At 35.1% G+C, this 24,251-nt stretch carries 26 protein-coding genes, 2 tRNA genes and 2 pseudogenes; 21 read left to right on the forward strand and 9 right to left on the reverse strand.

Annotated elements, in window-relative coordinates:
• Window positions 1-36: 36 nt before the first annotated feature.
• The 14 genes from I5168_RS01820 to I5168_RS01885 all read left to right on the forward strand — a co-directional run bounded on the left by I5168_RS01820 (window position 37) and on the right by I5168_RS01885 (window position 11,589).
• A complete protein-coding gene (locus I5168_RS01820) occupies window positions 37-1,005 on the forward strand; it encodes an electron transfer flavoprotein subunit alpha/FixB family protein (protein ID WP_431472272.1) in 969 nt (322 codons plus the stop codon).
• 98 nt (window positions 1,006-1,103) lie between these two features.
• Entirely contained in the window at window positions 1,104-1,715 is a 612-nt protein-coding gene (locus tag I5168_RS01825; RefSeq protein WP_042275936.1) for a bifunctional nuclease family protein, read from the forward strand.
• A 12-nt stretch (window positions 1,716-1,727) separates the two neighbouring features.
• Window positions 1,728-3,155: a NupC/NupG family nucleoside CNT transporter gene (locus I5168_RS01830; RefSeq protein WP_431472273.1), complete on the forward strand. Its 1,428-nt coding sequence runs from the start codon at window positions 1,728-1,730 to the stop codon at window positions 3,153-3,155.
• A gap of 72 nt (window positions 3,156-3,227) precedes the next feature.
• Window positions 3,228-3,629 (forward strand): STAS/SEC14 domain-containing protein, encoded by a 402-nt coding sequence (locus I5168_RS01835; RefSeq protein WP_085774096.1) that lies wholly within the window; start codon window positions 3,228-3,230, stop codon window positions 3,627-3,629.
• 102 nt (window positions 3,630-3,731) lie between these two features.
• Window positions 3,732-4,556 (forward strand): thymidylate synthase, encoded by an 825-nt coding sequence (locus I5168_RS01840; RefSeq protein ID WP_431472274.1) that lies wholly within the window; start codon window positions 3,732-3,734, stop codon window positions 4,554-4,556.
• Window positions 4,540-5,139 (forward strand): hypothetical protein, encoded by a 600-nt coding sequence (locus I5168_RS01845; RefSeq protein WP_431472275.1) that lies wholly within the window; start codon window positions 4,540-4,542, stop codon window positions 5,137-5,139. The genes I5168_RS01840 and I5168_RS01845 overlap by 17 nt, the downstream gene beginning before the upstream one ends.
• 81 nt (window positions 5,140-5,220) lie before the next feature.
• The gene (gene egtB / locus I5168_RS01850; protein ID WP_431472276.1) at window positions 5,221-6,378 is read left to right on the forward strand and encodes an ergothioneine biosynthesis protein EgtB; all 1,158 of its coding nucleotides are present in this window, start codon (window positions 5,221-5,223) and stop codon (window positions 6,376-6,378) included.
• On the forward strand, window positions 6,375-7,337 hold the full coding sequence (locus I5168_RS01855) for an L-histidine N(alpha)-methyltransferase (protein WP_431472277.1): 963 nt from the start codon (window positions 6,375-6,377) through the stop codon (window positions 7,335-7,337). Before egtB ends, I5168_RS01855 begins: the two co-directional genes overlap by 4 nt.
• Window positions 7,338-7,340: 3 nt before the next feature.
• On the forward strand, window positions 7,341-7,622 hold the full coding sequence (locus tag I5168_RS01860; RefSeq protein WP_172792945.1) for a DUF427 domain-containing protein: 282 nt from the start codon (window positions 7,341-7,343) through the stop codon (window positions 7,620-7,622).
• A 213-nt stretch (window positions 7,623-7,835) separates the two neighbouring features.
• Window positions 7,836-8,291, forward strand: a complete 456-nt coding sequence (gene rplM / locus I5168_RS01865; RefSeq protein WP_042275954.1) for a 50S ribosomal protein L13 — start codon at window positions 7,836-7,838, stop codon at window positions 8,289-8,291.
• 1 nt (window position 8,292) lies between these two features.
• A complete protein-coding gene (gene rpsI, locus I5168_RS01870) occupies window positions 8,293-8,679 on the forward strand; it encodes a 30S ribosomal protein S9 (protein ID WP_042275957.1) in 387 nt (128 codons plus the stop codon).
• Window positions 8,680-8,860: 181 nt separating this feature from the next.
• Window positions 8,861-9,622 (forward strand): 30S ribosomal protein S2, encoded by a 762-nt coding sequence (gene rpsB / locus I5168_RS01875; protein WP_042275960.1) that lies wholly within the window; start codon window positions 8,861-8,863, stop codon window positions 9,620-9,622.
• Between the two features lie 20 nt (window positions 9,623-9,642).
• Window positions 9,643-10,605, forward strand: coding sequence for a translation elongation factor Ts (gene tsf, locus I5168_RS01880; RefSeq protein WP_105018269.1), 963 nt, complete (start codon window positions 9,643-9,645; stop codon window positions 10,603-10,605).
• Window positions 10,606-10,683: 78 nt separating this feature from the next.
• The gene (locus tag I5168_RS01885; RefSeq protein WP_431472278.1) at window positions 10,684-11,589 is read left to right on the forward strand and encodes a hypothetical protein; all 906 of its coding nucleotides are present in this window, start codon (window positions 10,684-10,686) and stop codon (window positions 11,587-11,589) included.
• On the opposite strand, the gene I5168_RS01890 is transcribed toward I5168_RS01885, so the two are convergent.
• Together I5168_RS01890 and ruvC are read right to left on the reverse strand one after the other, a co-directional pair.
• Entirely contained in the window at window positions 11,586-12,068 is a 483-nt protein-coding gene (locus tag I5168_RS01890; protein ID WP_431472279.1) for a rhodanese-like domain-containing protein, read from the reverse strand. The two genes, I5168_RS01885 and I5168_RS01890, sit on opposite strands and share 4 nt — an antisense overlap.
• Window positions 12,065-12,634, reverse strand: a complete 570-nt coding sequence (gene ruvC / locus I5168_RS01895; RefSeq protein ID WP_060523217.1) for a crossover junction endodeoxyribonuclease RuvC — start codon at window positions 12,632-12,634, stop codon at window positions 12,065-12,067. Before ruvC ends, I5168_RS01890 begins: the two co-directional genes overlap by 4 nt.
• Between ruvC and I5168_RS01900 the strand changes: the two genes are divergently transcribed.
• On the forward strand, window positions 12,633-13,541 hold the full coding sequence (locus I5168_RS01900; RefSeq protein WP_042275974.1) for a lysylphosphatidylglycerol synthase domain-containing protein: 909 nt from the start codon (window positions 12,633-12,635) through the stop codon (window positions 13,539-13,541). The two genes, ruvC and I5168_RS01900, sit on opposite strands and share 2 nt — an antisense overlap.
• The gene (locus I5168_RS01905; RefSeq protein ID WP_431472280.1) at window positions 13,538-14,680 is read left to right on the forward strand and encodes a glycosyltransferase; all 1,143 of its coding nucleotides are present in this window, start codon (window positions 13,538-13,540) and stop codon (window positions 14,678-14,680) included. Before I5168_RS01900 ends, I5168_RS01905 begins: the two co-directional genes overlap by 4 nt.
• On the opposite strand, the gene I5168_RS01910 is transcribed toward I5168_RS01905, so the two are convergent.
• Together I5168_RS01910 and I5168_RS01915 are read right to left on the reverse strand one after the other, a co-directional pair.
• Window positions 14,661-15,143 carry a hypothetical protein gene (locus tag I5168_RS01910; RefSeq protein WP_431472281.1) on the reverse strand — a complete coding sequence of 161 codons (483 nt, stop codon included), beginning with the start codon at window positions 15,141-15,143 and terminating at the stop codon, window positions 14,661-14,663. The genes I5168_RS01905 and I5168_RS01910 overlap by 20 nt on opposite strands.
• Window positions 15,144-15,166: 23 nt before the next feature.
• On the reverse strand, window positions 15,167-16,297 hold the full coding sequence (locus tag I5168_RS01915) for a tetratricopeptide repeat protein (RefSeq protein ID WP_431472282.1): 1,131 nt from the start codon (window positions 16,295-16,297) through the stop codon (window positions 15,167-15,169).
• A 41-nt stretch (window positions 16,298-16,338) separates the two neighbouring features.
• Between I5168_RS01915 and I5168_RS01920 the strand changes: the two genes are divergently transcribed.
• Window positions 16,339-16,863: a hypothetical protein gene (locus I5168_RS01920; protein ID WP_042275986.1), complete on the forward strand. Its 525-nt coding sequence runs from the start codon at window positions 16,339-16,341 to the stop codon at window positions 16,861-16,863.
• Between the two features lie 59 nt (window positions 16,864-16,922).
• On the opposite strand, the gene I5168_RS01925 is transcribed toward I5168_RS01920, so the two are convergent.
• Entirely contained in the window at window positions 16,923-17,735 is an 813-nt protein-coding gene (locus tag I5168_RS01925; protein WP_431472283.1) for a Cof-type HAD-IIB family hydrolase, read from the reverse strand.
• A 170-nt stretch (window positions 17,736-17,905) separates the two neighbouring features.
• Here I5168_RS01925 and I5168_RS01930 point away from each other — a divergent pair.
• Window positions 17,906-17,979: transfer RNA gene (locus tag I5168_RS01930), tRNA-Asp, on the forward strand.
• Window positions 17,980-18,229: 250 nt separating this feature from the next.
• Entirely contained in the window at window positions 18,230-19,315 is a 1,086-nt protein-coding gene (locus I5168_RS01935; protein WP_431472284.1) for a heparan-alpha-glucosaminide N-acetyltransferase domain-containing protein, read from the forward strand.
• Between the two features lie 51 nt (window positions 19,316-19,366).
• On the opposite strand, the gene folE is transcribed toward I5168_RS01935, so the two are convergent.
• Complete coding sequence (gene folE / locus I5168_RS01940) at window positions 19,367-20,074, reverse strand: GTP cyclohydrolase I FolE (RefSeq protein WP_105018259.1); 708 nt, start codon at window positions 20,072-20,074, stop codon at window positions 19,367-19,369.
• Between the two features lie 279 nt (window positions 20,075-20,353).
• A tRNA-Leu gene (locus I5168_RS01945) sits at window positions 20,354-20,435 on the reverse strand.
• A gap of 111 nt (window positions 20,436-20,546) precedes the next feature.
• Between I5168_RS01945 and I5168_RS01950 the strand changes: the two are divergent.
• Window positions 20,547-21,936 (forward strand): annotated as a pseudogene (locus I5168_RS01950) (dipeptidase).
• Between the two features lie 91 nt (window positions 21,937-22,027).
• On the opposite strand, the gene I5168_RS01955 reads toward I5168_RS01950, so the two are convergent.
• Both I5168_RS01955 and I5168_RS01960 read right to left on the reverse strand, forming a co-directional pair.
• Window positions 22,028-22,681 carry a hypothetical protein gene (locus I5168_RS01955; protein ID WP_431472285.1) on the reverse strand — a complete coding sequence of 218 codons (654 nt, stop codon included), beginning with the start codon at window positions 22,679-22,681 and terminating at the stop codon, window positions 22,028-22,030.
• A gap of 294 nt (window positions 22,682-22,975) precedes the next feature.
• On the reverse strand, window positions 22,976-23,449 hold the full coding sequence (locus I5168_RS01960) for a hypothetical protein (RefSeq protein WP_431472286.1): 474 nt from the start codon (window positions 23,447-23,449) through the stop codon (window positions 22,976-22,978).
• A gap of 429 nt (window positions 23,450-23,878) precedes the next feature.
• On the opposite strand from I5168_RS01960, the pseudogene I5168_RS01965 reads away from it, so the two are divergent.
• Window positions 23,879-24,248, forward strand: a pseudogene (locus I5168_RS01965) (BlaI/MecI/CopY family transcriptional regulator).
• Window positions 24,249-24,251: the final 3 nt, after the last annotated feature.

The raw sequence follows: 24,251 nt of genomic DNA on the forward strand, positions 1-24,251 counted from the left end.
AAAGCGTAATTACCACAAACTTTAAACACAACACATATGTCAGTTTTAGTATATACAGAATCAGAAAACGGTGCATTCAAGAAAAATGCATACGAAGTGGCTAGCTATGCAAAAGGTATTGCAGACATGCTAGGTACAGATGTTGCTGCAGTTGCATTTCATGCAAACGGCGCTGGTGATCTAGGAACTTATGGAGTGAATAGATTACACAATGCAACAAACAGCTCTCTAGAAAAATTTAATGCAGGCGCTTATGCCAAGGCTATTGCACAGGCTGCTAAAGCAGAAAATGCTCAAGTAGTAGTTATAAGCTCTAGCGCAAATTCAAAATACCTAGGATCTCTATTAAGCGTAGCTCTTGAAGCGGGATACGTTACTAATGTAGTAGGATTACCATCTAGTACCTCTCCATTTACAGTAAAGCGTAGTGTTTTTACAAACAAAGCATTTGCCAATACAGAAATCACTACCGATGTTAAACTGGTAGGACTTTCTCAAAATGCTTATGGTCTTAAAGAGAATGCAGTTGAGTGTACAGTAAACGAACTTGCTACTCAAATTGAAGAATCAGATCTTAAGGTGCACGTGCAGTCTGTAGATAAAGCTACAGATAAAGTAAGTATCGCAGATGCAGAAATCGTAGTAAGCGCAGGTCGTGGTCTTAAAGGTCCAGAAAATTGGGGAATGATTGAAGAACTTGCAGAAGTTCTAGGAGCCGCTACAGCTTGTTCAAAACCTGTATCTGATATGGGATGGAGACCTCATGGTGAACACGTAGGACAAACTGGTAAGCCAGTTGCTACAAACCTATACATCGCAATTGGAATTTCTGGTGCGATACAACACCTAGCTGGTATTAACGCTTCAAAAACTAAAGTTGTTATTAATACAGACCCAGAAGCACCTTTCTTTAAAGCTGCTGATTATGGTGTTGTAGGTGACGCTTTTGAAGTTGTACCTGCTCTAATTGAGAAATTAAAGGCTTTTAAAGCAGCAAATTCATAATTTCTAGATTATTTCTTAAGAAAATCTTAGATTTAAGGCTGTGCAAAAGGAGAAAAACCTCATTTTTGCACAGCTTTTTTAATTCATGAAATAAATTTATGAGTCTAAAACGACTTAGCATACGAGGAATATCTTACAGCCAAACACAAAATGGCGCTTATGCACTCGTATTAAAGGAAGTAGATGGCACTAGACAATTACCTATTGTCATAGGAGCTTTTGAAGCACAAAGTATTGCCATAGCACTGGAAAAGGAATTAAGTCCACCCAGACCACTTACTCATGATTTATTTAAAAACTTTGCCGAACGTTATAGCATTGTTGTAAAACAAGTAATTATACACAAGCTAGTCGATGGTGTTTTTTACAGTAGTTTAATCTGTGAAAGAGATAAGATAGAAGAAATAATTGATGCAAGAACTAGTGATGCCATAGCACTTGCAGTACGTTTTAAAGCTCCTGTTTTTACTTATGAGAACATATTAGATGAAGCAGGGATTCAACAAAACATTACACCAGACAAAGAATTATCTCAAGATCCTGTAGACAGTGATGAGGTTGTTGAAGAATTGATGAGCTCTACAACAGATACAAAAGAAGATTATAGCAATTACAGCTTAAAAGAACTTAATAAAATGCTAGGCGATGCTGTTTCAAGAGAAGACTACGAATTGGCAGCACAAATAAGAGACGAGATCTCAAAACGATAATCCAATCACCACATGACAGCTCTAACAGCAAAACTTAAATACGTTTTACCTATTTTATTGTTTTTGACACCCGTTTTTGGACTTGCTCAAACGGAAAGTACCACCGCAGCATTTGAATCCACTAAGGCTTTTGGGATAACATTTGAAAGTCTCTATCGTGGACTCATAGGAATGATTTTTATAATTGGAATCTGCTTTTTATTAAGTTCCAATCGCAAACAAATAGATTGGAAACTAGTAGGGATAGGTCTTGCCTTGCAAATATTATTTGCCATTGCAGTTCTTAACTTTGAAACAGTAGCTATCATATTTGATGCAATATCTACCGGTGTAGTAAAATTTCTTAACGTTAGTGAGGCTGGTGCCGAGTTTGTTTTTGGGAGTTTTGTTGACGACAAGCAATCATGGGGTTACATTTTTGCATTTAAAGTTCTACCTACCATAGTATTCTTTTCAGCTTTTACATCACTCATGTACTACCTAGGTATTTTACAAAAAGTGGTATTTGTATTTGCATGGGTAATGAGTAAAACAATGAGACTAAGTGGAGCAGAATCACTTGCTGCCGCAGCAAATATTTTTATTGGACAAACCGAAGCTCCTCTTGTCGTTAAACCGTACTTAGAAAAAATGACTAAGTCAGAAATACTGTGTTTAATGGTAGGTGGTATGGCAACCATTGCCGGTGGTGTACTTGCAGCATTCATAGGATTTTTGGGACAAGGAGATCCAGAACAAGAAGTATTTTTTACAAAACAATTACTCACAGCATCTATCATGAGTGCCCCAGCAGCAATTGTAATAGCCAAAATGTTATTTCCTGAAACTAATCCTGAAAAAATTGATCGATCATTAAAAGTATCTAAAGACAAAATAGGAACTAATATATTAGATGCTATTTCCCGAGGTACTACCGATGGTTTAAAGTTAGCTGTTAATGTAGGTGCTATGTTATTAGTATTTACAGCACTTATCGCCGTTGTAAACTGGACATTAGGCGATTTAATAGGTGAATGGACAGGACTTAATATGGTAATTAATGATTACACTAACGGTCAATACGAGAATTTATCAATGCAGTATATATTAGGGAACATTTTTGCCCCAGTAGCATGGATAATTGGAGTTCATAGTGACGATATTGTATTGATAGGACAACTACTTGGTGAAAAAACAATACTTAATGAGTTCATTGCATATGGTTCATTAAAAGATCTCAAAGAAGCCGGTAAAATCGCACATCCTAAATCAATCATTATCGCTACCTATGCATTATGTGGATTTGCAAATTTTGCTTCGATTGGAATTCAAATAGGTGGAATAGGCGTACTTGCTCCTAGTCAAAGAGCAACTTTAGCTAAATTCGGAATCAAAGCATTGATAGATGGAACTTGCGCAGCACTACTTACTGCTACCATAGCCGGAATGCTTTACGGTTAATTAACACTAATTTTAGCTACACCTTAACATTTCCTTAATAATTTGTATAAATTTGCAGACGAGTTTAAAACAATGACGTCTACAAATTATTTCAAAAAATATGAATATCCTAATGCCGAGTTGCTCTGCTACGACAACTACGTCATTGGCAAAGTTCATGAAGGCGCTACCGTAGATACTGAGCTAGCGATGCGCATGCTTACAGATGTTAATGAGTCTTATAAGGATAAAAAAGTAATTTTCATCTCAAACCGAAAATTCGGCTATTCCGTTGACCCAAAAGTGTACAAACTAGTTAATCCGAAAAAGTTAATTGGTATTGCAATTGTAGGTCACACCAAAGAGCAAAAAATCCAGGCTACAATTGAACAAACTCTATATTCAGGATCCTTTGGTTTTTTTGATTCTTTAGATAAAGCAATTGCATGGGCTCACAGTTTTTTCCCAGAGTTAAGAAATTCCTCTGCTGGTTAAAACCACAATTAATTAGTTGTCTTTATATTTGATTGTTGGCATTTCGCTTTCGCGAAAGCGAAATATAACTAGTAGTAATTTTACACAATAACATTTTCATACATGAAGCAATATCACGACTTACTGCAATTAATTTTAGACCAAGGTATAGATAAAGGAGATCGCACCGGAACTGGAACTCGCAGTATTTTTGGACATCAGCTTCGATTTAATCTTCAAGAAGGCTTCCCGTTAGTAACAACCAAAAAAGTACATCTTAAATCAATAATTTACGAACTGCTGTGGTTACTTTCTGGAGACACAAATATTGCCTTTCTAAAGGACAACAATGTACGTATTTGGAATGAATGGGCCGATGAGAATGGTGACCTAGGTCCCGTTTATGGTCATCAATGGCGCAACTGGAATAGTGAAGGCATTGATCAAATAAAGGATGTTATCCATACTTTAAAAACAAATCCCAACAGTCGCCGTATGATGGTAAGCGCCTGGAATCCTAGCGTTATGCCAGACACTAGCGTAAGCTTTTCAGAAAATGTAGCCAATGGAAAAGCCGCATTACCACCATGTCATGCTTTTTTTCAATTTTATGTAGCCGATAATAAGTTGAGCTGTCAACTTTATCAACGCAGCGCCGATGTTTTCTTAGGTGTTCCCTTTAATATAGCTAGTTACGCCTTACTTACCATGATGGTTGCACAAGTGTGTGGATTTGAATACGGTGATTTTGTTCACACATTTGGTGATGTTCATATATACCACAACCTAATGGATCAAGTTAAATTACAACTTACTAGAGAACCTAGAAAATTACCTGTCATGAAGTTAAATCCAGAAATTACTGATATTTTTGACTTCAAATACGAAGACTTTACTCTTGAAAATTACGATCCTCACCCAGCCATTAAAGGTGTCGTTTCTGTATAGCCTATTCTTTTTAGGATTATGCCAACTTATAAGTGCTCAAGGCACATTAACCGATCCCTTTGAAAACTACAGAAGTATTGACAATACACAATACAAACATTCTAAGACCTTATATGTATTTGATCTTAACATAAAGCCGCACAAGGACTCGACGCTGGCTATTCTAGAATGGCGGTCACATCCTAATTTGTATAAATACATGATAGAGATGTATGACCAACCAGGCGGAGAATTAATCTATAGACAAATTCACAGGTCCAAGGAAAATTACATGCCAGCTTCAGGACATTTTGTAGTTTATCCAATAACTGGAAAATTGTCTGGAACACCCTTAAGCATCAATTTAAACGAAGCCAAGGAACGAGAATTTGAACCCAAGAACACCTCTAGATATCTCCAAATAAAAAAACGTGAAGCCGAACAAAGGGAAATAGACAAAAGAAGAGAAGCCAAAGAGGCTCAACTGGAACTAGAGCGTAATTCAAGATTAACACCTCAATCTTTTTTAATGGTGCTATATATTCTGATTTTAGCAATCTTTGTTACCGTGGTAGTCCTGATTTTTAAAAATTCAGGAAAATAATGTACTAGCCTACTTCATAAGGTATTCATAAAAAAAGCACCTTGAGTATCTTAATTCAAAAAAGGTTATAAATTTGAGTCGATGTCCGAACTCAAAGAACTATTTCTATCTACTAGACAACAAACCGAGAACATATGTAGGCCTTTAAAAACTGAAGACTATGTGGTTCAACCTATTGTTGACGTATCGCCACCTAAATGGCATCTAGGACATACTACTTGGTTTTTTGAAGAATTTGTATTGTCTAAATTTTATAAGGGATACAAAAGGTTTCATGATCACTATGCTTACGTATTTAATAGTTATTACGAAAGCGTAGGTAAAAGAGTAGTTCGTACGGATAGAGGAAACCTATCTAGACCATGTGTTGAAGATATTTATAAATACCGCTTCTATGTGACTACTCATATGAATGAGTTTTTAAATCAAACCTTAACTAAGGAGCACACAGAGATCGTAGAGATAGGAATTCATCATGAAAAACAACATCAGGAATTATTACTTACCGATATCAAATACATATTAGGTAATAACCCTTTACTTCCTGTTTATGATATTGATGCTATAGATGCGCTTGTAGAGCCTCAAAACCAGGAATGGATTGAAGTCCCAGAAGGTATTTATAAGATAGGCCATTCCAATGAAGGTTTTTCATACGACAATGAAAAACCACAACATAAAGTTTATGTTGAGCCCTATTCAATTTCTAACAAATTAGTTACGAATGGCGAATGGCTCGAATTTATAAATGACAATGGGTATAATCAAGTCTTACTTTGGCACACCGAAGGCTGGGATTGGGTTCAAAAAAACAACATTTGTGCACCACAGTATTGGTTCAATGAAAACAACCAGTGGAAACATTACACGCTTAATGGTGTTCAAAACATTGATCCTAAAGCTATAGTAACGCACATAAGTTACTTTGAAGCATTTGCATTTGCTCAATGGTGCAAAAAAAGAGTACCTACGGAATTTGAATGGGAAATTGCAGCACCTAACTTCAATTTTGGCAAAAGATGGGAATGGACTGAAAGCGCCTATCTTCCCTATCCCAATTATCAAAAACCACCAGGAGCAATTGGTGAGTACAACGGTAAATTCATGGTGAATCAAAAAGTGCTACGCGGTTATTCTATCGCTACACCTGATCATCATGCCCGTTTAACTTACCGTAATTTTTTTCACGCACCACTTAGATGGCAATTTACTGGCCTTAGACTGGCCCAATCGATATGACAAAACAAGAACGTTTTCAAAAAGAATTTCAAGAACACGTAAAAGAAGGATTAACAGCTTACCCCAAATACTTAAGCTCGAGATACATTTATGATGAAAAAGGAGATGTACTTTTTCAAAAAATCATGGCCCTACCGGAGTATTATTTAACTCAGGCCGAATACAATATAATAGACCAGCATAAAGATGCTCTTGCACAAATCGCTATAGATGAGAAGGGAATAGACCTTATTGAATTAGGAGCTGGTGACGGTAAAAAGACTAAGGTTTTACTTAAGCACCTAAATGACCGTAAGGCAAATTTCACTTACATACCTATTGATATATCGCAACACTCCATAGACGAACTCACCAGCAGTATTAAAGATTTATGGCCAGATATGGATGTGCAAGGAGAGCAAGGAAGGTATTTTAGCGTATTAGACAAACTCGCTTCCTACAATAACAGACCAAAGTTAATCATCGTTTTAGGTTCTAATATTGGAAATCTGGAACATCCAGAAGCTATTAAATTTCTAGAGCAAATCCAGAACAGTATGAGTGATAAGGACTATCTATTCATGGGGTTTGACCAAAAGAAAGATCCTCTTACCATTCAAAATGCGTACTCAGATGAAACAGGAGTCACCCAAGAATTCAACAGAAACCTACTTCATAGAATCAACAAGGAAATGGATGCAAATTTCCCTGTAGACACTTTTGAACACTGGGAATCCTATGATCCAGAAACAGGGACTGCTAAAAGCTTCTTATTAGCCACACAACCTTGTACGGTAAAGATAAACGCTATAGAATTAGATATCAATTTTGATAAATGGGAAACCATTCACACAGAGATTTCACAAAAATACGATGATCGAACGGTAGAGTGGCTAGCGCAGCAAGCAGGTCTAAAGATTAAAGAAATTTATGAAGATAACGACCAATTGTTCAAAAACTATTTATTTATAAAAAATTAAATCATGAAAGCTATTTGGAACAACACTGTTATTGCTGAGAGTGATCAAACTCTAGTTATAGAAAACAATCATTACTTTCCTCCTAATTCAATTAAAAAGGAATTTTTTAAAGAAAGTAACACACAAACAAATTGCCCTTGGAAAGGTGTTGCAAGTTATTACAGCATTGACGTGGATGGAAAACAAAATAACGATGCTGCCTGGTATTACCCTGAAACAAAACACGCTGCTAAAGATATAGAAGGCTACGTGGCATTTTGGAAAGGCGTAGAAGTTGTCGAGTAATAGTGTTTACAACGCTTTCGCGAAAGCGTAATCACCAAAAATTACTAGAGTAACCTTCAAAAAAATAATTTAGCTCAAAGGCAAAGTGCAATAAAAGATAAGAATTAGTAAAAATATTTTAAAGAGCTGCTTGTCAATCTAAATATAAATATTACTTTTGCACTCCGATTTTAGTTAGAAAAAATCGTAATAGAGAATTAAAACAGTTTCATAGTGAATACTTTAAGTTACAAAACGATATCAGCAAACAGTGCTACAGTCAATAAAGAATGGGTACTTATAGATGCGGCAGACCAGCCATTAGGACGTATGTCGTCAATTGCTGCAAAGTTTTTAAGAGGAAAATACAAGACAGACTTTACTCCTCACGTAGATTGCGGTGATAACGTGATTATCATAAACGCAGACAAAGTAAAGTTAAGCGGTAACAAATGGAGCCAGAAGACTTACATTAGACACACTGGATATCCAGGTGGACAACGCTCTTTAACTGCACAGGAACTTTATGATAAAGATCCAAGTCGTGTAGTAGAAAAGGCGATAAAAGGTATGTTACCTAAAAATAAATTAGGTAGTGCGATTTTCCGCAACCTTAAAGTATATTCTGGTGCAGAGCACGGTCATGAAGCTCAGCAACCTAAAACTATTAATCTTAACGAGGTAAAGTAATATGGATACGTTACACAAAATAGGTAGAAGAAAAACAGCTGTTGCGAGAGTATACCTTAATGAAGGTTCTGGTAACATCACTGTTAACAACAAAGAATTAAATGCATACTTTACCACTGCACCTTTACAGTACAAGGTAAAGCAACCATTTTCTCTTACAGAGAACGTTGACAAATACGATGTAAACGTAAATGTAAATGGTGGTGGAATCACTGGACAAGCAGAAGCTGTTCGTCTAGCTATTTCAAGAGCACTTGTAGAAATAGATGCAGAAAATAGAACTGCGCTTAAACCTGAAGGACTTCTTACTCGTGACCCAAGAATGGTAGAACGTAAGAAATTCGGTCAGAAGAAAGCAAGAAAGAAATTCCAGTTCTCTAAACGTTAATCAACAAATACTCATCCCACTTGTTTTTCAAGTGGGATTTGTTCTTTTTTTATTTTCAATAATTTGCTGTCAAGCCTGGTTGCCACCAGAGCGTAGTTTAGCATCTAAATGAAATAGGCGATTGATTCATTTTCAAGACCACTAGTTCATTGCTATCTGACAGAACGTAAACTAAATTAATATGGCAAATCAAGTTGAAGTCAAGTCGTTACTTGACGCTGGTGTACACTTTGGACACCTTACCCGTAAGTGGGACCCAAACATGGCTCCGTACATCTACATGGAGCGTAATGGTATCCACATCATTAACCTTTACAAAACAGCTGCAAAGCTAGATGAAGCATGTGAAGCATTGCGTAAGATCGCTGCATCTGGTCGTAAAGTTCTTTTTGTTGCTACTAAAAAGCAAGCTAAAGATATCGTTGCAAAGCATGCTGGTGAAGCAAACATGCCTTACATCACAGAAAGATGGCCAGGTGGAATGCTTACAAACTTTGTAACTATTAGAAAAGCCGTTAAGAAAATGGCTCTTGTAGACCGCATGAAAAAAGATGGTCGCTATGAGACATTATCTAAAAAAGAGCGTTTACAAGTAGACCGTATGCGTGATAAGCTAGAAAAGAACTTAGGTTCTATTGTAGACATGACTCGTATGCCTGCTGCTTTATTTATTGTTGACACAGTACGTGAACACATCGCAGTAAAAGAAGCTCTTAAATTAGGAATTCCAATTTTTGCAATGGTTGATACTAATGCAAATCCACGTAATATCGATTACGTTATTCCTGCAAATGATGACGCATCAAAATCTGTAGATATTGTTGTAAAAGCTGCTGCCGATGCTATCAAAGCTGGTTTAGAAGATCGCAAAAAGGAGAAGAACGCAGAGCAACCTTCTCCAAAAGCTGCTAAAAAAGAAGCTTCAAACGAAGAAGAAGAATAAACATTTAAAAACACACAATCATGTCTAAAATTAGTGCTGCAGACGTAGGTAAGTTAAGAAAAGCTACCGGAGCTGGAATGATGGACTGTAAAAAGGCCCTTGTTGAAGCCGAAGGTGACTTTGATAAAGCAATTGAAATCCTTAGAAAAAAAGGTCAAAAAGTAGCTGCAAAGCGTGCAGACCGTGATTCTTCTGAAGGACTTGTTGTTGCTAAAGTTAATGATGATAACAATAGAGCTGTTCTTATTTCTTTAAACTGTGAAACTGACTTTGTTGCAAAGAACGATTCATACAAAGAACTAGCTAATCAATTCGTTGATATCGCTTTAAATCACAACTCTAAAGAGGAGTTTCTTAAAGCAGATTTTGATGGAATGACTGTTGAAGAAAAGCTTATAGAACAAACTGGTGTAATCGGTGAAAAAATCGAAATAGGTAGCTTTGAAGTTTTTGAAGCTCCATTTATCGGTTCTTATGTTCATGGTGGGAAAATTGGTGCTGTAACTGGTCTTTCTACAAATAGCGATAACAAAGAAGAAGTTGCTAAAAACGTATCAATGCAGGTAGCTTCAATGGGTGCTACTACTTTATCTTACAAGGATTTTGATCCTGAGTTTGTAAAGGCAGAAACTGAAGCTCGTATTGCTGCTATAGAAAAAGATAATATTGAATTAGGTCGTTTAGGTAAGCCACAAAAAAATGTTCCAGAATTTATTTCTAGAGCACAACTTACTGACGATGCTATCGCTGCTGCTAAGAAACGTTTTGAAGACGAACTTGCTGCAGAAGGCAAGCCTGAGGCTATTTGGGATAGAATTATTCCTGGAAAGATCGATCGTTACATTTCAGACAATTCAACTCTTGACAAGGAGCAAGCTCTTCTAGACCAAGATTTTATCATGGATGACAAAAAGACTGTTGCTCAGTATGTAGAATCTAAAGGTGCTGAAGTAGTAGGATTTAAAAGAGTTTCTCTTTCTTAATTAAAAAGATCTTTATACAATCAAAACCGCTTAGTAATCTAAGCGGTTTTTTTTGTGCTTTACAATTATCTTTATATCATGAAGAAATTATTCCTAATTATTACTCTCACACTGATTTGTAATTGCTCAAAAGTACATACTTCCAGCTCTTACTCTCATGAGAATGGCACAAGGTATATATTTACTACTATAGGAACTTTACCTTCATCCATCAATGAAAGTTCAGGTATAATAGCTCATAATAAACAACTGTATACCCATAACGATTCGGGTGATACACCGTCACTTTTTAAAATTGACACTACTGGTCGAATTCTCAATAAAACCACCTACCAAAACATAAACAATTATGATTGGGAAGACATTTCTAACTCTGAAAAACACGTATATATTGCAGACATAGGTAACAATGCTGGTAACAGAAAAGACCTTACCATTTATCAGATAAACATATCTGATATAGAAAATAGCGAAGCTGTTTCTGATAATCTACACATTGAATATATAGATCAAAACGATTTTAGCATAAGAAATCAACAGCATCCTTTTGATGCAGAAGCAATCGTATATGTTCAAGACAAATTGCTTTTGTTTTCCAAAGATTGGAAAAACTTCACCACAAACGTTTACAACGTATCGCTTGAGGTTACCTCGTCATCACTAAAAGCAACTCATACTTTAGCTATCAATGGTCTTATTACGGGTGCTACTACCAACAATCAAGGCACAATTACCCTTTGCGGTTATAATTCAAATTTAGAGGCGTTTGTTACATTCATTAAAACAGATCAAAAAGGCTATACAATTTTGGATAGATACAACCTACCTTTAGAAGGAGCACAAGTTGAAGCTATAACCTATTACGACTCTAATGAGAAATACGACATTTACTATCTTACAAGTGAAGCGGTAAGTATCAAACTAGGAGATGAAGAAGCAAATAGTCCTGGTGAATTATATAAATTGAAAGTAAAAAGAGACTAATACACCTTATCCCCATTCTTAATATATTCCGACCATTTCTTGCTGTACGTATGAACTTTATGGGTAGTGTTCCCATTTAAATCCACAACTTTGTAACCAGCATCAAACCACGTAAACAAGCCTCCTTGCAAATTATAGACGGTCTTAAACCCTTGCTCTAGGAGTTTTTCACCGTAATTCTCTGACCTTACCCCTATTGAACAATAAACTACCACCTTTTGAGATTTATCTAAATTCTCAATTCGTGAAGATTTAAAAAATTGACCTACCCAAATCGCATTTGGTAAGTGACTCACTTCAAATTCCGCACGTGTTCTCGTATCTAAAAGGATATAATCGCTCAAATTGTTGGATAATGTGTCAACTGTAATATAGGGCACAGTGTCATCATTGTATTTCTTTAATGCATCCTGAATTTGATCATTCTGAGCTAGTGCAATTGTAGAAATTAAGAAAAAAAAAGCTGTTAGGTATCTCATTTCTTGATGCGTTTTTCATTTTGCTTCACAAATGAAGCCCAACCAGAATAACTCTTGCTCACCTGGGGTTTACCACTATTATAGAAATGACAAACAGCTGCTGCCAGTCCATCAGTACTGTCTAAATTCTTAGGAAGTTCCTTTAATCCCAGAAGACTTTGTAACATGCGAGCCACTTGTTCTTTACTAGCCTGACCTCTTCCTGTAATAGCCTGTTTAATACGTAATGGAGCATATTCTACAACAGGAATATCTCTAGATAAACCTGCAGCCATAGCTACGCCTTGAGCTCTACCTAGTTTGAGCATTGATTGAACGTTTTTACCAAAGAATGGTGCTTCTAGCGCTATTTCATCTGGATTGAAGGTATCAATAAGTTCGATCGTGCGCTCAAATATTTTTCTTAGCTTGATATAAGGATCCTTTATTTTCCGCATATCAAGCTCGTTCATTTGAACAAAACTCATCTTGTTTCCCACCACCTTTATCACTCCAAAACCCATAATAGCAGTTCCTGGGTCAATCCCTAATATTATCCTCTCAGTTTTGTCGTAATTTGCGATCATGATCTCCTTATCCTACAAAACTAAACAATTACTAAGCATCCTTTTAAAAACGGCTGTCTTTTTAATAAGTATTGTATGGATCTACTTTACATGGAAGGACCGTTCCATGAATTTTAAATGGTTTATAGACTCCATAAGTCTGGAAATGATAAGTTGGATTATTCTTATGATTGCAATAAGCTTAATTAGTTGGCTTATCGAGAGTCGCAAGTGGCAATACCTTGTAAAAGAGTTTTATGAATTACGCTTTCGCGAAAGCGTACTACAAAACTTAACCAGTCAAGCAGCAAGTTTTATCACTCCTTTTAGGTTGGGAGAGTTTGCACTCAAATCACTTTTTTTTTCCAAAGCACATAGAAAAAACGTGGTTAGCAAAGTGTTTTGGGCCAATTTTAGTCAAATGGTTGTCACCTCTACGTTTGGAATTGCATCAATAATTACCCTATCAAGCATAAATGACAAGCAAGATATTTATTTCATTTTACTCGTCTTAAGCATACTCATAATAGGATTATTCTCTGTAAGATTTATAGATAAAAAATTGCAAATTAGCACCATTCCTCAAACACAGCTGGTAATCACTATAGGCTATTCCTTGTTAAGATATTTAGTTTTTGCAAGTAATTGGATAATAGTATTATGGGCGCTTAATTATGATTTTGAACTCATTGATGTAATGTTAAAAATAGGCCTTTACTACCTACTAGTCTCTGTTGTTCCCGTTTTACAATTATTAGATCTTCCTGTAAGGTATACGGTTGCGAGTATCGTTTTTGAATCTACATTACAACAAGAAGAGGTAATATTAATCGCTAGTACTATAGTTTGGTTTACTAATACGGCTATACCTACTTTACTCGGTTGTGCCTTATTACCTTTTAAATCATTTAAACTAGCACAAGCATGATCGTTCTAATCTTGGTCGTAGTTTTAGGATACTTTTTTATAATAACAAGTCTTTCTCTCGAGGCACACTCCTATCGGCCAGAAAGGCATTTCAATCTTAAAAAATTAAAGTTAAATCCAGCTACTGGCTTTAGTGTGCTAATTTGTTACCGTAACGAAGCTGGAAATCTATTGAAACTCCTTAACGCCTTAGTTGATTTAAATAAAGATCATCTAGACGTAGAATTTATTTTGATTAATGATGAATCCACAGATCATAGTGAGTCTATTATCAATAAATTCTCTTCCCGATTAAATATGATTAATTTAAATCGCGTAAAACAATCAGCAAGCGGTAAAAAGGACTGTATTGAACAAGGAATAGCAAAAAGTAAATTCTCACATATAATAACGATTGATGCAGACTGTACTCCTCATAAAAATTGGTTACAATCTTACAAACAGTTCTACGACAATTATGCTGAGGCTCATTTTGTAAGTGGCCCAGTTGAAATCAGATCTAAAAATACGCTGAATGAACAGTTGCAAAGACTAGAAATGAAAGCCCTTCAATTAACAGGAATAGGTGCGTATGGATGGAAAAAACCTTTCCTTGCAAATGGAGCTAATATGAGCTTTACCAAGGAAGTTTTTTATCAAGTAAATGGATATGCTGGAAATAACCATATTTCTAGTGGCGATGATATATTCTTACTAGAGAAATGTTGTGAAGTTGATAGTGCAAGATGTTATTTTATTAGAGATAAAGATGCCTTAGTCTTCACAGAACCAGTACAGACCTTTCACAACACTATTAATCAACGTGCAAGATGGGCACAAAAAGGAACTCATACCAGCAGTATACTGAATAAACTTGTTGCTGTACAAGTATTGTTCATGAGTGTGTTGTTTATATTAGCCCCATTTCTCTTATGGATGCAATTAATCTCAATAGAGCTTTTCCTAACGATATATTTTCTGAAACTAATAGCTGATTACATCTCAAACTTTATCTACGATCATCATTTTAAAGGTCATAAAGAATGGAAGTGGCTACTACCTGTGTACCTTACCTATCCGTTTTTGGTATTATTGATAACCTATAAGAGTTTATTTAAAATTACATGGCGAGGACGATCTCTTAATACTCAACCTCAATAGGTTCAAACACTACTGGCACAATAAAACTTGATGAAACTGGAATATCTTTTTTTAAGGCGCTATTGATACGAGGTAATTCGGTTAATGCTTCTGATAGAAATAAGGTGATTTGATCACTATTTACATGATGAGCATGTGTAACTAGACTATCATATTTGATATTACCTTCTTTCGTTACCGTTATAGAAATTGATATACTATCCTGTTTAATAAGCTCGATCTTGTTTGTTGACGACGCAAGCTTTTTATAAATAAGGGAATGCAGTTCACGAGAAAAACATTCTTTATTATCTAACATTTCATCACAATTAGGAAATAAAGGATATTGATCAAGTTTTGAAAGATCTACTTTTTCAAACTGTTGTTGTGCAATTTTTGAAGCACGTTGTTGCCTTTCATGCTCATTCATACAAGAACTTGAAAGAACTATCAATAACACAAGTAAGGACAACCTGTAAATCATAGTGCTAATTTACAATTAGTTTACTATTCCTTAGCCTCCATAAAATCTATCTTTCTCAAATCGCTCAATCTGGCTTGTGCCATTTCTTTAAATGAGCTTTTTGGGTGTGCTTTTATGAAGTTCTCGTAGTATTTGATAATTGTTTTTTTTTCTTTGAAATATTCATCTGCGGCGATGACTAATTGGTAATGTACAAGATCATCGTTTTTATTTTCTTGATAAGCCTTCTTTATAAAATTAAAAGCCTCTTTTTCATTGCGCTGACCTCTGTAAATGGTAGCCTTTTGTAAAAATTCATTTGACAAGGCCGGTCTACGAATTTCAATGGATCTATCTATCATTTCAAGGGCCATTTCCCAGTTTTCCATTCTAGAATATGCCTTAGATAAATAGAAGTAAGATAAAGCACTTTCCTTTTCAAACATTTCGATATATTTTTTGAGCCACTCTATTGATTTTTCATATTGTTGCGATTCAAAATAAGCAATACCAATAGTTCGTGTCGTATAGTCTGTAACCTTACCATTTTGAATTAATAATTCAAGTTCATCAACTGCATTATCATACAGCTTACTATTGTAAAAAGCCTGAGCTAGATATAACCTTGCTTTATTATTCTCAGGATGTTTTTTTAATACCTCTCGAGCATATTTAATGGCATACATTTCATTACGTGTTTTAATATAAGAGGCTATAAGTGCATAGTAACTATTTAGATAATCTTCATTTAAAGCAATAGACGTTTTAAATGATTCGGTAGCTTTTTCCTCGACACCTAATTCTTGTTGCGCTTTTCCTAGGTAATAGAAATAAGTAGCATTTTCCGGAAAACGTTCTGTCAAGTTTAAAAAAAGAGTGAAGGCTCTTGCTGGATTATTTGACAATTCAATTTTCCCCAATTGAAATTGCGCTTGAACGTGTTTAGAGTCTCTTAAAATAGACTGAGAAAGGTAAAAAACAGCTTGCTCTCTATTTCCTAGTTGCTGGTATATGCGTCCCAATTTATAAGCAGAATCAGCATCTTCTTTTACCTGGTATAAGGATATTGCTTTTTTAAATTCACCTGCCTCGTACAAGCTGTCAGCTTCACTTTGTGAGATGGAAAAATTGATATTAAAAACACAAACAAGTAAAAGAAATATTAGATTTTTCATTTTTAGGCACGCTTATTGAAGAAAGATAAGAAACTTTTACCATGAAAAAAATAATACTTTTAGTAATTGCAGCAGTAACATTTGCAGCATGTGAAGGACCACAAGGTCCACCGGGTTTTGATGGATTAGATGGAGTTAATATTACAGCCCAGTCATTCGAAGTTACAACTGACTTTTTTGCACCAGACTATGCACAACTAATTCCTTTCCCAAATAACATTCAAACTTTCCCAGATGACATGGTACTTACGTATTTATTGTGGGATGAAGTTCCAGGAAATAACGGCGGCACAGTTGATGTATGGCGATTACTACCACAAGTATTGTATACTGATTTTGGTGAGTTTCAATATAATTATGATGCAACAAACGGTGACGTAGAGTTGTTTATTGACGCTCCTGCAACGACCGATTTGTCGCAGCTTGCTCCTGCAGACTTACAAAATCAGACATTCAGGATTGTAATTTTACCTGTGGAATTAGCTGGTACTGTTGATGTAACCAATTATCAAGAAGTAATGAGCGCAGCACAATTATCTACTAATGATATTATAGTAATCGAATAGTAATTGATTGCACAACCTATATGAAAAGGCGGTCTTCACCATGTGTGAGGCCGCTTTTTTTATTGGAACAAACGAGAATTTTTTATTAACCAATTTGCAACACCATCTTGTTTATGATGGTCAGTAACTTCGACAGCAACCTCTTTCACCTTGTCTCTTGCGTTATCAACCGCTATCCCATAACCAACTTCTTTAATCATGGTAACGTCGTTGTAATTATCTCCAAAAGCAACAACCTGCTCAACAGTTATGTTGGAAAAATCGTGCTTTAAAAGCTCCTTCAATGCTTCTATTTTGGAAATTCCATTTGGTGTTATTTCGGTATACGTGTTTTTTGATCTGTATAAGTGTACGGGTAATTTTTTAGATTCCGCTTTCGCGAAAGCGAGATCCATAAACTCCTCGTCACCCATCAACATTATTTTATGAGCACCACCTTTATGTCTAGTCTGATTGAAATATTCTAAAGTACGCCCGTAATCCTGAACAACTGGCTCTACCTTAGTATTATTGATTTCTCTATTTGCCCAGAAATCCAACTCAGGAACAAACCACTCCTTACCTCTATAAATACTACAATGTAAATCATGTGTTCTGGCAATTTCGACAAAATCAGAAATGGTATTAAAAGGTATCGTTATATCCACAATTGACTGATCCTTTGAGATTACAAGCGCTCCATTGTAACAAATCATGGGATGATCTGTAATTTTTAAATCTTCTTGTAAGTGCGTCATGGCTTGAGGCATGCGTGCAGATATCAAAATTTTAGGAATATGAAGATCTTTAAATGCCTTTATAGTTGAAGATGAAATCTCTCGATTATCATTTAAAAGAGTCCCATCTATATCGGTAGCTAATAATTTTATCATAGCGTAAAAGTATCTAATCACCTTTAAACAAAGCTGTTTAGAATGCTATCTTAAGGTTAAAAAATAAATTAATTGAAAAAAGTAAAAAATTGTTTGTGCAAAACTAAAAATGAGTATATATTTGCAACCGCTAAAGCAAAAAGCTGCGATAGCAAAGTTCTTTAGAACACGGTCTGGTAGTTCAGCTGGTTAGAATACATGCCTGTCACGCATGGGGTCGCGGGTTCGAATCCCGTCCAGACCGCTTTTCTTTTTAAAAGAAAACAAATCAAGTTGTGTGGTCTTCAATTTGAAGACAGAAAGTGTGAAAACACTTTGTGAGAAGCTTTTCCAAAAGGAGAGGCTTTTTTGTTTTACAGCTATTTTGAATTGAATCCATTTCTACATTTTATTCCACCGATTACAACACCTTTAAAACATTGAATATTCTAGACAGTACTTTTGAGTTAATGTTTATCATTAATTTTGCTATACATCAACTATTAAACTAATCGGTGAATCCTAAAAGAATATTCTTTATTGATGCGGTAAGAGCATTTGCTATTTTAATGATGTTACAAGGGCATTTTATCTCTACCTTACTGGCGCCAGAATTTCATGTACAAGGCAACTTTTTTTACGAGATATGGAATTATTTTAGAGGAATAACTGCGCCTACCTTTTTCACTATCTCAGGATTAATATTTTCATTCCTTTTGTTAAAATCTAAAAAACAAGGAATAGCGAATGAACGCATAAAAAAAGGGTTTTATAGAGGATTACTTTTAATAGGAATTGGCTACTCTTTACGCATCTCTTTATTTACCTGGCTAGATGGAAGACTAGGTACCAATTTTTTACGGGTAGATGTTTTACAGTGTATAGGTCTATCACTTATTATTACTGTAGGATGTTATTATCTAGTTCTTAAAAATTCTCTTGTTTTTTCCCTAATTCAATTTATTCTGGGTGCAAGCATCTTTCTACTAGAACCGTATTATAGAGAATTAGATACCAGCCAGCTGCCTGTTTTTATAGCCAATTATTTATCAAAAAATAATGGTAGCATCTTTACTATTTTGCCTTGGTTAGGATATATGTCCATAGGTAGTTTTATTGCCTCCATTTTTTATAAATATCATTTGAAAGAAAAGTTCAAGTCCTTATTAATTATCGGATTTTTTGTGGTTGGTATTTTATTGATTTATCACTCTAGCTGGTTTTTAATGATATTATACCGCACTACTGACATTGAGCTATTTAAATCGGTCGCCTACTACAATTACCTTATTACTAGATTAGGAAATGTTTTTATCCTTTTCGGTACTTTTTATGCGCTCGAAAGGTTCTTTAAAGATTCTAAGCTTTTAATAATTGGGCAAAAGACTCTTTCTATATACGTTATCCATTTTATAATTATTTACGGGTCTTTTACTGGTTTTGGACTGCATCAATTGATAGGTAAAACATTGAATCCGTACACTGCTATTATTGGAGCGTTTACCTTTATACTTATCGTTTGTGCTCTGGCATTATACGGTGCTCGCACCAATAAATTTTTATATTCAAAAGCTAGAGAATACTTTAAAACAGAGTCATAAAAAAACTTCCCTCGGTAAAGGGAAGTTTATATTATTGACGACTCAATTATTTTATTGATTGTAAATGTAATTTTGAAGCTGTCTTATTTTTTCATCATCATTAAATTTGCCTCCATAAAAAGCAGTCACGGTAGACGACGTATCATCCTTTACTCCTCGAGAAGAAACACACAAATGTTTAGCGTCTATCACAACTGCAACATCTTCTGTATTCAGAATCTCTTGTAGATCTGTCCCTATTTGATTTGTCAATCTCTCTTGGACCTGTGGGCGCTTTGCATAATACTGTACAATTCGATTAAGTTTTGACAAACCTATCACCCTGCCAGATGAAATATAGGCCACATGAGCTTTACCTATAATTGGAACAAAATGATGTTCACAGTTGGAATAAAAAGTAATATTCTTTTCAACCAACATTTGATTGTATTGATACTTATTATCGAATAATGCGATTTTGGGTTTATTTGCAGGATTAAGACCTGAAAAAATCTCGTCTATATACATTTTGGCCACTCTTCTGGGTGTTCCTTTGAGTGAATCATCTGTAAGATCAAGACCCATGACATCCATGATTTGAGAAAATAAATTGGCAATCTTATCCTTTTTCTCATCATCACTCATCACAAAAGCATCAGCTTTCATAGGTGTTTCCATTCCAGTAAATAAGTGATCGTCTCCTATTTCATCAAAGGTTAAATTGTTAAGTAGATTATCATTAGTAATCAACTCATCAACCTCAAGTTCTTTGTTTTTCATACGTTTTAATTCCAGTGAGTTTAATAACTCCAGTTCAATTAATTTTATCTAAAGATAGTATTTTGTTTAATTTATAATGTTAATTATTAAACAATTTAAAATTCCATAGATTAGTAGTAAGAATTTTACAAACTTACATGTACATAAATCAAGCCAATTATTAAGTAGCCAATAATTGGTGATTTACTATAAGATATATTGAAAACTAGATGAAATTAAAACTGCAACAGCAGATATTTGACATAAAAAAAAGCCCGCTTAAAGCGAGCTTTTCTTTTGTGCGGATGACAGGAATCGAACCTGCACACCTTGCGGCACTAGATCCTAAGTCTAGCGTGTCTACCAGTTCCACCACATCCGCATTACTGATAGTACCCTTACGGGACGGCAAATATACTAACTTTTCACATATTACAAATTCTTTCAGATAAATATTTTACCTCTTCCTTATCTTTACCTAAAACAACAACACATGAACACTAAACCTTATATAGAAAAACACAAGGATAGATTCATAAATGAATTGATTGAACTACTTAAAATTCCGTCCATTAGTGCTGATCCTGCTTATAAGAATGACGTGATAAAAACTAGTGAACATATCAAAAAGTCGCTTGAGGATGCTGGTTGTGATCAAGTAGAAATTTGTGAAAACCCCAGGATACCCAATCGTCTATGGAGAAAAAATAATAAATCCAGATCTTCCTACTGTTTTGATTTACGGTCATTATGACGTACAACCACCAGACCCTATTAAATCTTTGGGACAGTCCGCCATTTGAACCGGTAATTAAAAAAACAGAGCTTCATCCAGAAGGAGCAATTTTTTGCTCGTGGTGCTTGCGATGATAAAGGACAAATGTACATGCATGTAAAGGCGCTTGAATATCTTACTGCAAATAATGAGTTGCCCTGTAATGTTAAATTTATGATTGAAGGTGAAGAAGAAGTAGGAAGTGAATCTCTAGGTTGGTTTTTAGAAAACAACAGGGAAAAACTAGCCAATGATGTCATTTTAATCTCTGACACAGGTATGATATCAAAAGAAGTTCCTAGTATCACTACAGGTCTAAGAGGATTAAGTTATGTTGAAGTAGAAGTTACGGGACCTAATCGTGATTTACATTCTGGCCTTTATGGTGGTGCAGTAGCAAACCCTATCAACATTTTGTGCGATATGATAGCACAATTACATGATGAGAACAACCACATTACTATACCTGGATTTTATGATAAGGTCGAAGAATTAAGTAAAGAAGAACGTTCCGAAATGGCCAAAGCTCCTTTTTCACAAGAGGACTACAATAAAGCCCTAGACATAGCACAGGAACACGGTGAAAAAGGATACACTACAAACGAACGTAATAGCATACGTCCTACTCTAGATGTGAATGGTATTTGGGGTGGCTTATACTGGTGAAGGTGCAAAAACTGTCATTGCAAGCAAGGCCTATGCAAAAATTTCAATGCGACTAGTCCCAGATCAAGATTGGAAGGAAATTACCGATCTTTTTCAAAAACACTTTGAAAGTATTGCTCCTAAAAGTGTAAAAGTTAAAGTTTCACCTCATCACGGTGGTACTGCCTATGTTACCCCAATTGATAGTGTAGGATACCAAGCAGCTAGCAAAGCCTATGAGGATACTTTTGGTAAAACTCCTATACCACAACGCAGTGGTGGATCTATACCTATCGTAGCTTTATTTGAAAAAGAATTAAATAGTAAATCTATTCTTATGGGATTTGGATTAGACAGTGATGCTATCCACTCACCTAATGAGCATTTTGGTATTTGGAATTATTTAAAAGGGATTGAAACAATTCCACATTTTTATAAACACTTTGCAACGATGAGTAAATAAATCACTTATGATTGCATTAAAAATCCCATTCACTTACTGAATGGGATTTTTTTTATTGACGCTTTCGCGAAAGCGAAATATTTAAAACTATTTATCGTACACTTACGTTCTCTGAAAAAACAACCAATCCATCAGTTCCTGAACCGGTTAACCTATCAGCGAAAATCTCGATCCTATCACCAGGTTCAAGGGTTAATATCCCGTTCAAGGCAACATTTTGAATTTGAGTATTGCTAGCAATTTGAACCACACTATTAGTTTCTAAAACGAGACTACCGTTTTTTGCAATCGCAAAAGCGTAAAAATCATTCACAGCATCAGTAACACGAATACTAAGTGAAACATTTATCTGAACATTCCTCCGTTTTTTTCCCTCATAAATTAGGTCATTATTATTATCCTCGGCTCTAAATCTAAAAAGGTCGGTAGCCACAAAATCAGTAGCGCTTTTAATTTGTACAGGAGCACCACTAGATATGGTCTGTGGGTAACCTGTCGTTAATGTACCACTATAATAAATATTCCCAGCTGCTACCTGATCGGACTCAAAGGGTATACCAGAACAATTTACATTCCAGTCTTTTGTGAAGCTAAATCCCGTATAAGAACCTGTAGTATATCCATCAATAAATTGCCCATCACCTACAAAACTTAGTTGAGATAATGTGGCATCGTTTACGATGGTAGGATTTGTGCTCACATCAATTCCTATCTCAGTTCCGTTGGACTCTATACGGACCACCATTCATTTGTAAATTGCTAAAAGAACCTGTAAGCTCCATGAACGTACCTGTATTGGATTGTGTCCAGAAAATATTACTTACAAAGAAGTTAGTAATATTATTGATAGTAAATCCATCATCATTATCAAGATATTGTGTTACGCTAAAAAATACCGGTGCTCAAACCAGTTAATGTTCCAACCTTACTGGCATTGACAACAATTGTATTGTTAATAAGTAATAATTCTCCAGCAGTTGCATTGATATCAAATATTTGTGTTTTTGTTCCAGCTGGTAAAGAGCCTGAAAGTGTTAAATTAACGCAATCCACCACCCTTAGTACCTTCAAATAGACTACCGCTAGAAACATTAATCAAAATATCTTCAGATGAATCTACTCCTTCTACATAAGCTCCGTTCAAATCAATAGGAAAGTCAACCAATATCGCACCATTAATTTCGTAAAGAAAATTAGTATTGAGAAGATACTTAGTACCACCACCAGCTACCAATTCATCCGACAGGTCGTCAATACTTTTTACCAATTTGTAATTATCCCTTAATTGCTTTGAACCTAAAGAAACCCAAACAGTACCGTCAAAATACTGGAAAGCATTTAAATCAGTATCAAAAACTAATAATCCCGTTGCTGGACTTGTAATAGCATCCCGTTGGGCAGTAGTCATTCTAGGTGTAAGAAGACCTTTATCAACTGAATCTATATCCAGCATCGCACTAGGGTCTGGAGAATTAGTATTTATACCTACTTGTGAGTAAGCTATACTAACCAACAGTAGAAAAAACAGAAAAAATAATTTTATTCATTACAATTGAATTTGAGTTAATTAAAAAAATAATGAATTCGACCGCAAGAATAATTCAAATTATAATTAATTTAACGATGGGTAATCTTTTTTAACAAAAATTAGGTCGTTTATCGATAATAAGTGCGTTACAATTTCTCTTCTAGCTCTCAAAGGAACGGTATACTATAAAGACAAGAGCTTGATATTGAGGCAAGCCTAGCTCTATAGTTAATTATTACTGAATTATATATTTTTTTATATCGACTTCGTAGAATAGGTATTACATCGGCAATGAAATTCGATTTTGATCGTAACCTGGTAAAATTTGCCACTAATTTCATAAAACACACTTCTACACTTGTAGAATTAAAATTTTATTCTACATTTGTAGAGTTAATTCTAATTATGTAGAACATGAAATTGTCAAAAAGTGAAGAAGAACTAATGAATCATCTATGGGAACTTGACAAAGCCTATATGAAAGATTTATTAGAAAACTATCCAGAGCCTAAACCAGCAACAACAACCGTTGCTACCTTATTAAAACGAATGACCGATAAAGGTTTTTGTAGGTTTTTAAGCCTTTTTGGTCGTAGTCGTCAATATTACCCCACTAATTAAAAAAAGTGATTATTTCTCTAAACATGTAAATGGATTGATCAAGAATTTCTTTAATGACAGTGCTTCACAGTTTGCCTCTTTTTTTACAAAAGAGACGAATCTAAGCCAGGAAGAATTACAGGAATTACGGGATATTATAGATAGTCAAATTAAAAAGAAATAGTTT

It is taken from the genome of Nonlabens sp. SCSIO 43208 (assembly GCF_050703575.1).
Lineage (GTDB): Bacteria > Bacteroidota > Bacteroidia > Flavobacteriales > Flavobacteriaceae > Nonlabens > Nonlabens tegetincola.